Source organism: Actinomyces vulturis (assembly GCF_001687305.1).
Taxonomy (GTDB): Bacteria; Actinomycetota; Actinomycetes; order Actinomycetales; family Actinomycetaceae; genus Actinomyces; species Actinomyces vulturis.
Map to the genome: position 1 here is coordinate 173,003 of NZ_KV700385.1, position 13,062 is coordinate 186,064.

The 13,062-nt window shown below is 53.9% G+C and carries 11 protein-coding genes; 1 reads left to right on the forward strand and 10 read right to left on the reverse strand.

What is annotated here, in order from left to right; genetic code table 11:
* Positions 1 to 372: 372 nt before the first annotated feature.
* Positions 373 to 2,175 (forward strand): hypothetical protein, encoded by a 1,803-nt coding sequence (locus A9753_RS00615; protein WP_067778717.1) that lies wholly within the window; start codon positions 373 to 375, stop codon positions 2,173 to 2,175.
* Positions 2,176 to 2,258: 83 nt separating this feature from the next.
* On the opposite strand, the gene A9753_RS00620 is transcribed toward A9753_RS00615, so the two are convergent.
* The 10 genes from A9753_RS00620 to A9753_RS00665 all read right to left on the reverse strand — a co-directional run bounded on the left by A9753_RS00620 (position 2,259) and on the right by A9753_RS00665 (position 12,926).
* Positions 2,259 to 3,149 (reverse strand): bifunctional methylenetetrahydrofolate dehydrogenase/methenyltetrahydrofolate cyclohydrolase, encoded by an 891-nt coding sequence (locus A9753_RS00620; RefSeq protein WP_067778720.1) that lies wholly within the window; start codon positions 3,147 to 3,149, stop codon positions 2,259 to 2,261.
* On the reverse strand, positions 3,146 to 4,444 hold the full coding sequence (gene glyA / locus A9753_RS00625) for a serine hydroxymethyltransferase (RefSeq protein ID WP_067778723.1): 1,299 nt from the start codon (positions 4,442 to 4,444) through the stop codon (positions 3,146 to 3,148). The genes A9753_RS00620 and glyA overlap by 4 nt, the downstream gene beginning before the upstream one ends.
* A 181-nt stretch (positions 4,445 to 4,625) precedes the next feature.
* Positions 4,626 to 5,369 carry an HAD family hydrolase gene (locus A9753_RS00630; RefSeq protein WP_245637342.1) on the reverse strand — a complete coding sequence of 248 codons (744 nt, stop codon included), beginning with the start codon at positions 5,367 to 5,369 and terminating at the stop codon, positions 4,626 to 4,628.
* A complete protein-coding gene (locus A9753_RS00635) occupies positions 5,362 to 6,549 on the reverse strand; it encodes an ABC transporter ATP-binding protein (RefSeq protein WP_067778733.1) in 1,188 nt (395 codons plus the stop codon). The genes A9753_RS00630 and A9753_RS00635 overlap by 8 nt, the downstream gene beginning before the upstream one ends.
* On the reverse strand, positions 6,546 to 7,457 hold the full coding sequence (locus A9753_RS00640; RefSeq protein WP_218056724.1) for an ABC transporter permease: 912 nt from the start codon (positions 7,455 to 7,457) through the stop codon (positions 6,546 to 6,548). Before A9753_RS00640 ends, A9753_RS00635 begins: the two co-directional genes overlap by 4 nt.
* Complete coding sequence (locus tag A9753_RS00645) at positions 7,448 to 8,413, reverse strand: ABC transporter permease (RefSeq protein WP_218056725.1); 966 nt, start codon at positions 8,411 to 8,413, stop codon at positions 7,448 to 7,450. The genes A9753_RS00640 and A9753_RS00645 overlap by 10 nt, the downstream gene beginning before the upstream one ends.
* A gap of 1 nt (position 8,414) precedes the next feature.
* On the reverse strand, positions 8,415 to 9,584 hold the full coding sequence (locus A9753_RS00650) for an ABC transporter substrate-binding protein (RefSeq protein ID WP_067778736.1): 1,170 nt from the start codon (positions 9,582 to 9,584) through the stop codon (positions 8,415 to 8,417).
* Between the two features lie 111 nt (positions 9,585 to 9,695).
* Entirely contained in the window at positions 9,696 to 10,517 is an 822-nt protein-coding gene (locus A9753_RS00655; RefSeq protein WP_141673235.1) for a hypothetical protein, read from the reverse strand.
* Complete coding sequence (locus A9753_RS00660) at positions 10,499 to 11,002, reverse strand: DUF6318 family protein (RefSeq protein WP_176702696.1); 504 nt, start codon at positions 11,000 to 11,002, stop codon at positions 10,499 to 10,501. The genes A9753_RS00655 and A9753_RS00660 overlap by 19 nt, the downstream gene beginning before the upstream one ends.
* Positions 11,003 to 11,672: 670 nt before the next feature.
* Positions 11,673 to 12,926: an N-acetylglucosamine-6-phosphate deacetylase gene (locus A9753_RS00665; RefSeq protein ID WP_067778745.1), complete on the reverse strand. Its 1,254-nt coding sequence runs from the start codon at positions 12,924 to 12,926 to the stop codon at positions 11,673 to 11,675.
* Positions 12,927 to 13,062 lie beyond the last annotated feature (136 nt).

The window sequence follows — 13,062 nt, forward strand, 5'->3', positions numbered from 1 at the left end:
GGTTACACCTCGAACCGCGAAACTTACACGCTTATGCTATAAGTTAGATACGTTAACCTAATCGAACATAATATGTTGGCATGACCGACATAAATACATCACGCCGAAAAATAATGCCAGAGATCCTAGTAAGAATTTTCAAAAGTTCGATCCACCACCTCAACAAACCTCAGAAAAAGAAACTAATCGAGGCTAACCTTAGGCCACACGGAAACGCAACATCAAGGGGAAAGTAATTTACCAAACGGTAAATTGCATAAAGACCCGATGAAAGGTGAACAACAGTTACTATAGGACTTAGGAATGTTGCCGCAAGCGAGAGCACAACCAGCATAATCAAAGCCATAAACCATCCCGAAAGAGGGCTATAAAATGTGTGAAGATTCTGAGAAAAAATTATCTGACGAAATTGCAGCAAAAAATTATTATGAACGCCTACTAAAATACACTGATCCAGAACCAAACAAAAACGACCATAATCTCTTTGATAGCAAAAAAATTAAGTATACAGAAAAAATTTTCAAATATAATTTAAAATATTTCAACCCCACTAAAATTACTAAATTCATTTTCACAATAGCAACAATGTGCTATATATTAGCATTAATCTTTTGGCTGGGGATTAAAATAAACGACGGTGAAATGAAAATCGTTTACCCTTTCTTTGAACTATTAACTTTGCTTACGCCAACAACTCAATTCAATTACCTTTTAGCACTCAGTTCACTCGCTACGAGTATTGTACTCGTAACTAGTTTACTGCAAATCGAAAATTCGAAGAACAACTCTCGCATCAATGTAAACTTTTCATCTGAAAATAGAGAGCGCACCCAACGTTTTAGGGCCATACTAAACTCCCAACTTACATCTCTCAATATTTTATTCGTCTTATATAGCCTAATCGTGGTTTCCGGCAGCCTTAAATTCTTTGGCATGGAATTACACGCAGAAAAATTAGATGATTTGAAGCCGTTAAGGTTAGTACCGGTAACTCTTCTAATCTGGAGCACTTATGTCTTGTTAAAATTAACAATTTTGCCGCCGATTAAACAATACTACAACTCCCTGATTTCCCCCCACACTGCCGCAGAGCATAAGTATCGGTCATTAGTTCTTGAAAATCCCGACCTTGAAGAATTATGGACTTCCACGCATCACGATAATCCAACGCCGTTTACATACTATAAGATTTGCACTGAATACCTTTATCCCAATAACTCGAAAACACCCTACACAATTATTCAGTCCCAGAAAAACAATTTGGAGAAATTTATTTCTAAATTAAACGAGGTTTATATACGGCAGAAGAATATAGTTAACGCTCTTGCTTTTACCTTTTTCGCATTTGATGTTTTTGCAACACTTTTTACGCTGTCATTAATTTACGAACTTGGCACAGAGTTAAACTTTAATTGGTTTACCCCTACATTTGAGACGGTTTTGATAGCGAGTATTACTTATTATGTTTTATTCATCATATCCTTACCTTTCGGACTTTTTCCCGAAGGAGACCCGAAACTCATTAATTTTTTCTCTTGGCAAAATCCGATTTCAAAATTTAGTCCATCACGATTCTTACCGTATAAGTTTTTCAAAATTTCAGCATTTATTGTCTTCACGATTCGTACATCTCTATTTTTTGCATTAGTTCTCGCTAGCGTCACAACTCATTCGCTAATAGCTAACATTATCCTTATAATCGTTGGAGTCTCTTCGTTAGTATTCTTCACGTATTCCGGAGTTTTTCTAGACTTATTTTTAGCCTACTCGAATATGGATGTTGCTTATATATGGTTGTCTGAGTCACTCAAAAAAAAGGCGGATAAATTTGTTTTCCCATTCAATGATAAACATTTTTTTTATCATTCTTTCGACGGGAAAAAACTACCATTTTCCTCTTTCACGTATAATCTAGCGAAAGGTTGTTTATTTCGTTTTTCCCGCAGATTAGAATTCGAGTTTATCAATAGCGAGTTGTTCGACGAATTACTCGATCAAGCGTACGAGAAAGACGGCGTAAGTATCTTGAACTTTCCGAATCACAAACGGAATAGTCAAGCCGGGTTAGAGCATCCGCTTTTTGATATTTTCAACTTTCATCTTGCAACGAAAATATCGCTCTCCTTATTAAGTGTCAATGAATCATCAGCACTTGAAGAAGATGTTGTTATTTAACCAAATGCGGTGATATTGGGTAGGCTTTTATCGCATATTAGAAAATCGAGCCTATTTAAGAGTTGTGCGATTTAATATTTTCGTTAACTGTTTTTTACGCCAATAACATTCGCCAATAAAAGCGCACGCGTCATGGGCCCAACCCCACCGGGGTTAGGCGACAGCCAGGAGGCAACCTCGTCCACGCCGTCGGCTACGTCGCCCATGATGCGGCCCTTGCCTGTTTCAGGGTCCACCACGCGGCTGACGCCCACGTCCAGGACCACTGCGCCAGGCTTCACCATGTCCTTGGTGATGATTCCTGCGCTACCGGCAGCAGAAATCACCACGTCAGCGCGCCTAACGTGCTCGGCGAGGTCCTTGGTGCCCGTATGACATACGTCCACGGTGGCATTCACTTCACGGCGCATGAGCAGCAAGCCGATAGAGCGGCCCACGGTCACGCCACGGCCCACCACGCACACGTCCTTGCCGTTCAATTCAATGCCGTGACGTTCAATGAGTTCGATACATCCCCGCGGAGTACATGGCAGGGGTGACGTAATCTCCCCACTCCCCCGCAGCACCAGGCGGCCCAGGTTCATCGGATGCAGGCCATCAGCGTCCTTAGCAGGGTCAATGCGTTCAAGAATCGCGTTCGTGTCCATCCCCTTAGGCAAGGGCAACTGCACGATGTACCCCGTGCACGCAGGATCAGCATTGAGGCGGTCAATAGCCTCCTCCACCTCAGCCTGAGTAGCGGTCTCCGGCAAGTCCACGCGGATGGAGGCAATACCCACCTCTTCGCAGTCCTTGTGCTTGCCGGCCACATACTTCACGCTGCCAGGATCCTCACCCACGAGCACCGTGCCAAGGCCGGGGGTAATCCCCTGCTCTTTAAGTTCAGCAACGCGCTGGCGAAGTTCTTCCTTGATGGCCGCTGCCGTAGCGGTGCCGTCAAGAACCTTAGCGGGACCGTTCCACGGGGCTCTCATTGAACCAATCCTTCGTAGAGGGGGAATGCGTCAGTCAAAGCCTTCACGCGGCCGCGCATGGCAGCCAGGGCATCCTCATCCATCGAGCCCGCGGCACCACGCACCAGGGTCTCAGCGATGATGTCAGCCACCTCAGTGAACTCAGCCTGCCCAAAGCCACGCGTAGCCAGGGCAGGAGTACCGATACGCAGGCCGGAGGTGACTCGCGGCGGGCGAGGATCGAAAGGCACAGCATTACGATTCACGGTAATACCAGCCTCATGCAGCAGGTCTTCAGCCTGCTGGCCATCAAGATCAGAGTTGCGCAGATCCACAAGCACCAGGTGAACGTCAGTACCGCCAGTCACCACGCTCACGCCAGCCTTGGCCACATCATCAGCCAGCAGACGCTGAGCAATAATCTGTGCGCCTTCCAGAGTGCGCTTCTGACGCTCAGCAAAGGCTTCACTGGCAGCAACCTTCATGGCCACAGCCTTAGCAGCAATGACGTGCATGAGAGGGCCGCCCTGCTGGCCGGGGAACACGGCAGAGTTCAACTTCTTGCCCCACTGCTCACCGCGGGAAGAAATCAACATACCGGAGCGGGGACCACCGAGAGTCTTGTGAACCGTGGTGGACACGACGTCGGCATGAGGAACGGGGCTGGGGTGCAGACCAGCAGCCACCAGACCAGCAAAGTGAGCCATATCCACCCACAGGGCAGCGCCCACTTCATCAGCGATCTCTCGGAAAGCGGCAAAGTCCAGGTGGCGGGGGTAGGCGCTCCAGCCGGCGATGATGACCTTGGGGCGCTCACGCAGAGCAGCCTCGCGCACCTGATCCATTTCGATGCGCATAGTGGTCTCATCCACACCGTAGGCGGTGGCGTTGTAGTTCTTACCGGAGAAGTTGATCTTCATGCCGTGGGTGAGGTGACCACCGTGGGCCAAGGACAAGCCGAGCAGTGTATCGCCGGGGGTGGCCAGGGCGTGGAGAACAGCGGCGTTAGCCTGAGCGCCGGAGTGGGGCTGGACGTTGGCGTAATCGCCACCAAAGACCTTCAGTGCGCGGTCAATGGCCAGGGATTCGGCCACGTCCACCACTTCGCAGCCGCCGTAGTAGCGCTTGCCCGGGTAGCCTTCGGCGTACTTGTTGGTCAGCACGCTTCCCTGGCATTCGAGCACGGCGCGGGGAACAAAGTTCTCGCTCGCAATCATCTCCAGGGTGTTGCGCTGGCGATCCAGTTCACCACTGAGGACTGCTGCGATTTCGGGGTCCAGGTCAGCCAGGGGCTGATCCATTACGGAGGGGGTCATGGTTCTCCTTGCACGGCGGCGGGGTAAGGGGGATCAAGCAGCACTAGGCTACCGCTAAGGTTGTGCTACGGACCACTTCAGAGTTTCATCATGACAACGAATCAATCTACTTCTTCCCCAACACCGCGCCAACCAAAACCATGCACCACGTGACGTACCCTCGTCACTACCTCACGGACTCTCACGATGCCACAGCCACCTCAGCAGCCACATAGTGGCGAATAGCCTGCCAGGCCCGGCTCATACTCCCAAGATCCATTAACGTATGGCAATGAATCACCCGCGAATATCTAGTCAACGCAAAAGAACACCCACCGCCCGGCCGAATCACCTCTGTACGCAACGATTCCACACCCGGACCTACAGCAATCACCCACGCACCACTTCCTGCGGCAGCCCTGACGCCCGTCAACGAATCTTCAAGCGCTAAACACTCCCCCGCAGGAACACCTAAACGACGCATCGCCTCCACATACGGATCTGGAGAAGGTTTCGAACGGAGCGTATCGCCATGCCCAACCAAGGTATGAAAAGGATGACCCATGGTCATGGATGTTGCCTCAAGCAATGACAATGGCGAAGCAGACACTAATGCCTGTGGTACTCCATAAGTCTTCCCCTGATCAATCCATGAGACAGCCGACGAAATAAGAATCGGATCAGTGGCCAAGCCATTGCCAACATAAGCGATCATCTGATCAAGTACGGCAGGAATATCCTCCTTACCCACACCGCACCGGGCAATCAGTTCTGCAGTCTGTTCCATAGAAGCACCACGTAACTCAGTGGCCATCGATGGAGAAACCCTGCCACCGTATACGCCACACAGGTGCTCAAAGGACTGCCACCACAACCCCTCAGAATCAACAATCGTGCCGTCCATGTCCCATAGAAGCGCCGCAGGAAGGCGACAATAATCAGGCATCGGCACGAGCATCCTCCCCCGTGACCTCGTATGTGCTCATCGCGTCTCCTGGCAGGGATACAGAGGAAAGTGATGACGAACAGGATGGGCCTGGAGAAGATGCCCTCGCAGCGTTGCTAGTCACGCCAAGCGCATGGACAGCACGGAATCCCACCTCCACACTGTCACCCACACGAATCTGAGCCGCTTGATTGGGGCTCAGGCGAGCGATCACGTCATGGCCGCCCATGTCCACACGCACGCGAGCCTCGGCACCCAGGAAGGACATGCCGGTGACATACGGCTGGCCGCCCTGGGCCTTACCCTGAGTGACGGGTTCGAGAGTGATGTGTTCGGGGCGAACAAGCACTTCGCCCTCTCCGTGCATGGGGCGCAGGAGGGGGACGGTGTGCTGGCCAATAAGTGCGCGATCGCCCTGGCAATGAGCGGGGATCCGGTTGGTCAGGCCAATGAAGGAAGCCACGAACTCATCCGCCGGACGGTTGTAGATTTCTTCCGGGCTGCCGATTTGGGCCAGTTTGCCCTTATTCATCACGCCGATGCGGTCAGCTACCGCGAGCGCCTCTTCTTGATCGTGGGTGACGAACAGGGTGGTGGTGCCGGTGGCCAACTGGATGCGGCGGATTTCGTCGCGCAGGTTGACGCGTACCTTGGCGTCCAGGGCGCTGAGTGGTTCATCGAGCAAGAGCACGCGGGGGCGTACGGTGAGGGCACGGGCCAGGGCCACTCGCTGCTGTTGGCCACCGGACATTTGATGCACGAACTTTTCAGCCTGGTCGCTCAGGCCTACCAGTTCGAGGTTTTCCATGGCGCGGGCGTTGCGTTCCTTTTTGCTAACTCCCCGCACGCGCAGTCCGAAGGCCACGTTGTCCACCACGCTCATGTGGGGGAAGAGGGAGTACTGCTGGAACACCATGGCAGTGTCACGCTTGGCGGCCTTGATATGGGTGACGTCCTGGTCGCCGATGAAGATGCGTCCGCTGTCCACGGTTTCCAAGCCTGCCAGTGCGCGCAGTGCGGTGGTCTTACCACAACCCGAGGGGCCAAGGAGCACGATCATTTCGCCGGGGTTCATGTGCAAGGAGAAGTGATCCAGTGCCCGGGTGGGGCCGAACTGGCGCTCCAGGCTGTCCAGGGTCACGCCCACGCCGTGGGAGTTGATCAGGTCATTGGCTGTCATGAGAGTGCTTTCTTTGTTCGTGAGGTCATCAGGCCTAGGGCGATCAGCAGGATCATCACGAATCCCATGGCCACCAGGCTCATTGCTGTGGCCACCATGGAGTCCGACTGCGAGACGATGAACAGGCCGGTTTGGAGGTTGCGGCGTGCAAGGAGTTGGGCGATGGTGAATTCGCCGAGTACCACTGCGATGGAGATGAAGCTGGCTAAGGCGATGGAGGCCTTAAGGTTGGGAACTACGACGCGCAGCATGGTGGTCACGTAGTTGGCTCCCAGTGAGGTGGCTGCTTCGACCAGGGTGCCTACGCGCAGGGAGGCCATCTCGGCGTCCAATGCGCGGTAGGAGTAGGGCAGGACGAGCACCACGTAGGCTAGTGAAAGCCAGACGGGGCTTACGCCGGTGACGTAGATGGCGAGCCAACGGTAGATGGGGCCAAGGCCTACCACTAGGGCGATCGCGGGGATTGTCAGGGGCAGCAGGCAGAGGAACTCCACCGTTTTGCTCAGGTGGGGTGCGTGGATGCGCACGGCCACCATCGTGGGGATGAGGAGTACCAGCATGAGTGCCACCGTCATCACGCACATCACTAACGACGCCGCGAGCCCCTCCCACAGTGGGGATAAGTCCACGGTGGCACCGCTTCCGTCATCCATGCCAACTAGGGCCTTCCAGGCCCGCAGTGTCCATGTGCCGGATAAGGGCTGGCGGATGGAGAAGATGAACATGGACAGCAGCGGCACGGCAAAGAAGGCCATGACTGCACCTAGGGTGAGCCAGGAGGCGAGGTCTGCGCGGCGCTTGGCTGCGCGAACTGCGGGGCTTATGGTGGCTGGCTTGCGTTTGCGTGCCTTGGCCGCTTTTTTGGTCTCAGCGGTGGGGGCTGCGTTGAGCATTGCGTCTACTGCCATTGTGAAGCCTTCCTTGTTAGCAGGGATGAGGCCACCATGACGAGGGCAACTACGATGATCATGGCCATAGCCAGCACTTGGGCTACAGCGTTGAGGCCGGTGTCCATTTCGTTGCGCAGTGCGCCCTGGATCATGAGAGGGACCAGAATGGAGCGCTGGGCGAACAGTGCTGCTGCGGTGGCGAAGGAGGAGAACGCGTTAGCGAACAACAGGAGGAAGGAGCCCAGCAGCGTGGGCCACACGATGGGGCCTGCGACGTGGAGTACGTAGTGCCAGGAGGATCCGCCCAGGTTGATGTTGGCTTCGCGCCACTGGGGCTTGAGGCCATCAAGTGCTGGGAGGAACACGATGATCATCAGGGGGATCTGGAAGTAGCAGTAGACCGTAATCAGGCCGGGCAAACTGGAAAGCCAGTTGGGATTCACTGTGATGGAGGTGGTGGATTGCAGCAGTTGAGTGAGCGTTCCATTAATCCCCACGGTGGCGATGAAGGCGAAGGCCAGCATCACACCACCGAACTGAGCGAGCACGGAGCATAGGGCTACCATGATGCGGCGCAGTGCCGGGTAGGTGGTGGACAGATAAATCAGTGCCACGGACGCTGCTGCTCCCACCACGGTGCCGATGAAGGCGGAGATTGCGGAGACCAGCACGGAGGTCATGAAGGCATCGACCACGTTGGGGTCAGCCAGGCGCTCCAGGGTGCTCAGGGTGAAGGCACCGTCTTGGTCAACGAATGCTCCGCGGATCACGATGAGGGTGGGCAGGAGCAGGAATACGGCCAGGTAGGCGAAGAAGGGGAAGGTCTGGGCGGATTTACCCAGACGTGCCAGGAGCCTATGGCGTCGGGCGCTTGCTAGGTGAGTAGAGGGGATACGGGCTTGCGCCCCGCCCGCATAGGGGCGGGGCAGTCTAACTGGCATATCCGTCTCGCGCTCAAGGCCTACGGATGTCATGTCAGTTACCAATGGCTTTGTCCCAGTTGTCCTTGAGCCACGCGGTAGCCGTTTCTGCTTGCTTGCCGGAATAGGTGATGGTTTCACCCTTCAGGGGCACCAGGTGAGCTTCGGCATCCTTGTCAGTGGTGCCTTCCTCATCCATCCAGTCTTTCAGGACGGGGAATGCTCCGCCTCCCATCCAGAGATTTTGTGCTTCGGGGCTGTAGAGCCATTCTTCCCATAAGCGTGCTGCCGCAGGGTGAGGTGCATCAATGTTGATGGCCTGGTTGTAGTACTGGGCAACCTGTGCACCTTCAATGGTGGTGTAATTCCATGTCACGCCTTGTTTTCCAAGTCGTTCCACAATGGCAGCCTGGTTGTAATTCCAATCCATCACCACACCGGTTTGACCAGAGTCAATGGTGCCATCAGTGACGTCGACGGTGGTGAGAGTTCCTGCTTTTTTCAGCGCAGTGAAAAAGTCCAATCCTGGTTGCAGGGAATCGACGTTTCCACCTTCTTTGTACGTCATCATGAGGAAACCATTGAATGCTGCTCCTGCTTCGCTGGGTTTACCGTTGAGCGCCACGGTTCCTGAGAACTTGGAGTTAGACAACTGAGACTTCAGATCACCATCGACGTCAAGAGCGCCGTACTTTGTCTCATTCCATCCAATTGTCATTACGCCGGTGTAATCGGCGTAGTAGCGACCATCGGGGTCTTTCACATCGTCAGGAATATGATCCCAATTGGCTACTTTGTAGGGAGCAAAAAGATTCACATTATCAACGGCTACGTTAATACCCAGGTCAAAGACGTCGGGGGCATTAACAGTCCCCTTGTTTGTGGTAGCCGCTTCGATTTCTTCTTTGGAAGAAGCATTGGGGTTTTGCTCGTTAACTTTAATGCCGTATTTTTTGGAGAATCCTTCAATAATGAGGCCATAGTTTGCCCAGTTGTGAGGGAGGGCGATGACGTTGAGTTCTCCCTCTGCTTGCGCTGCTTTAATCAGTTCGTCCATGCCACCGAGGTCTTCAGCGCTTGTGGCTGCAGCCGACTTGGGGTCTGGATGAGCTTTGCCACCCGACGCTGAGCCGCCTCCTGCGCATGCGGCAAGTGTCAGCGCTCCGGCCATTCCCGCCAAGGCGATACCGAATGTACGGCGGGAGATAGAAGATGGTGTGGCCATGAATTTAGGTCTTTCTACTCGAGGAGTGTGTCAACACCACAGAGAGTAGAAAGGCAAAGTGACGGTTATTCGTCGTCAACGTTGCGAAAAAGCACTATTGACGTGAACAGTTCATGAATGAGTGAATTCCCCACGCTCACGCTGTTCCTCAGCGTCATCGGTTAACTCATGTACCCACTGTGCAACAACGAGTGGCCCGTCAACATCCGTTGTCACGGCTTGAGCAGTGCCCTGGATCCAATCCGACGACGTGCCCGCTAGACGGTACGACACATCCCACCAGGTAGTGAGGTCAATACTTTTTCCCTCGCCATAAAAGCCACGGCCATAAACATGGCTCAAAATAGTGGATTGGCCGCCATCACATGTGCCACGATCGGATGTCTCGTCACCCCATGCCACCTCAAACTCTTGGGGTGCTAAACGCACTTCATAGGAGCGGGCCCCCACCTGAATGCTCTCGACTCGAGTGGAGCAGTCTGTCCATACCTGCACCGTCTCATCGTTGAAGATGACCTCACCATCAGGATCGCGGTATAGGCCACTGCCCCGGGCAATCATTTGTGCCTGAGCAGTTACGCGTTGCCGCTCAGTTACTACTTCTAACGAGCCGCCATCCGAAGAAGCCTCGATATCTCCGCCACCCGACAAACGGTGACCGCTAATTCCACACCAAGCACCAACACAAGCTGATTGACGCCTGGAGATAATGGAACTATCTGTCTCTAGCCCAATTTGAACAACCGGCGGAAGATCAGCGACGGGTAAAGGGCTCCCGCTGTCAACATCCCCGTAATCATCAATAGTCCAAAATATGACAACGCTATCTCCATCCACATTGAGATCAGACTCGTCACTAGCAAAAGATTCGCTGGCAGGTAACACCAACAACAAGAAAGAAAAAAGGCAGACAATTATTGTTCGACTTGGCATCGTGTAATCACCCAATCACTATTTCTCCGCTCAAGTTCGAACAAAAAGTTCACAGTACCCCCCGTCCCCTCCTTTATCACACGTCCATCATTCAAATGTGCCTGTGCGCCTGGATGTTCTTCATCAAGAATATTCACCTTGACTTGTCCGCTCTCATCGGAGTCAAGATGCTCCGATAAAACAACCTCACACGTAACATTCCATTGGTCAATCCAATTTCCCTTTGCATGATTCGAACGCGCATTGTCACTAAATTCCAATCCAAACTGACACGTCTCAGAATCATAAAGACGATCAAAAGGCTCGGTATCACCCGTGGCATTTACATACGGCCCGAGTTGGCAGAAATAGAGGGCTGTTTTAGCTGCGCCATCAAGAGAGTCATCTCCCATACCAACAGGGGCAGGAGGTTGAGGCATTGTCCAAGCATCTAAACGAGCCTGAGCCAATTCCGGGCTAAGTTCCGGCCATCCGGCACTCTCCACAGGTACCGGCTCGCGAGGTTCCGCAGAAGGGGACACGGAAGCAGAAGGCACCACACCAGAATCGCCCTCACCAGATGTACCCACAGAACTCACCACCGATGACGACCCACCACTACATGCAGTCAATATCAGGCACGTACCCAATGCACCGACAGCCACAACGGAACGAATTCTCCGCCCACTGCATCCTCTCAATGAAACTCCACTTACGCCGCACAGTCTCCACGAAAACAACAGCCCATTCCTCTCCCGACTCATGCCCCACCACCCTGAACAACAGCCCGCAATATCAGCGCCATAACTCCATCTCCTGCTAACACGCAGGAAAACGCTGATATCCACTTCCCAGCCTTCCGTTCGAAACGCATCAACAAACGAACATCGCTACCGGGAATGGGCAGGAATCCAGTAATCCTCAATGGTGAGTCATCAGTGCATGTTGCTAACCATCAACGCAATTCAAACACCATCAACCACCACGTCGACGATGTTTTCCACAACCTCAAGGCAACCCACGAAAACCCAAGAGAACACCTGTAGAAAGCACACAAAAGGGGGCCTGCGCATTCGCGCAGGCCCCCCCCCAAGGTCACTCAGTCGATCAGCCCAATACTCCAGGCGATCACTGATGTCACTTCCCGTGCGGGCACATCACGCCCACAGGGCAACGTCACTTCACATGCGGATTCGTTAAATCCACATCCTCACCACGGCGCACCACGCGCACGGGGTTCAGTTCGGCATCGGTGACCACCACATCGCCCCACAGGCCAGGCAGGAGTGCGCCGATGGTGGGATCGCCAAGGATTTCGGCGCCCTGGACGGATGCTGCATACACGGCGTCAACTAGGTCCACGCCGCCCTTCCAGGTAGTGCGAACCACATCAAGCAGGTGGGCGGTGCCTCCGGCGATGGAATCGCCTTCAGTTAGGCGGGCCACGCCGTCCTTCACGGTGACGGCTGCGGGGCCAAGCACATACTGGCCATCGGGCATACCGGCTGCTGCCATAGCATCCGTCACGAGAACCACGTTGTCACGGCCCAGGGTCTCGAACATGTCCAGAACGATGGCGGGGTTCAAATGAATACCATCACCAATCATTTCCAGGATGCACTCGCCGCGCTGAGCAGCGGCCAAGAACTCAGGGACAGGACCAGGCTTCCGATGGTGCATCGGACGCATACCGTTAAACAGGTGAGTGGCGGTAGAGCGGCCAGAACGAATCGGCAGGCCTTGTGCTTCGCGCTGAGCTAGGCGAGCAGCGGCGTCAGCCAGGCCAGCACGCACAGGACCAGCCTCAGAATCAGTATGACCGAAGGACGGCAGTGCGCCACCTTCAATAAGAGCGGCGTTCACCCCATCGTCCCCCGTGATACCGGGGCGCTCAGGGGCGATCGTCATGGTGCAGACGTGACCGCGGCCCAGTTCGATCAGTTCGCGAGTCAGTTCAGCATCAGGATCAATGATGTACGTGGGGTCCTGGGCGCCACAGCGTTCCACAGACACGAAAGGCCCCTCAAAGTGGATGCCAGCCAGTTCGCCGTCATCACACAGGTCAGCCAGAACCTTGGTGCGTTCCTTGAGCACGTCAGGAGCAGCGGTCACAGCGGAAGCCACCAGAGAGGTAGTGCCGTGGCGGCGATGCTCACTGACCACAGTCATGGCCTGCTCGTAGGTTTCAGCATTGGGGAACGATTCCCCGCCGCCACCGTGGCAGTGCACATCGACAAGACCGGGGAGAAGGTATCCGCCTTCAGGTGCCTTGGGGGCTGAACCCACTACATCACCATAACCGGCAACAACAGCTTCGCTAGCCTCACCAACAAAAACGATGTGACGGTCAACAATGACCACAGCACCATCGTCAATAATCTCAAATGGGGTAACTACTCGTCCGCGCATCGCGGTAGCAACAGTGCTCATGAACCTCAGTCTAATGCGCTCACAGGTCAGATGTGCCCTGTCACACGAGAAAGGTGGCACTGTACGAGACCTAGTCGCACGCGCCTGCCATCGCCCGACAATAACCTACGAAGAACCTAACCCCGTATAAAACTAG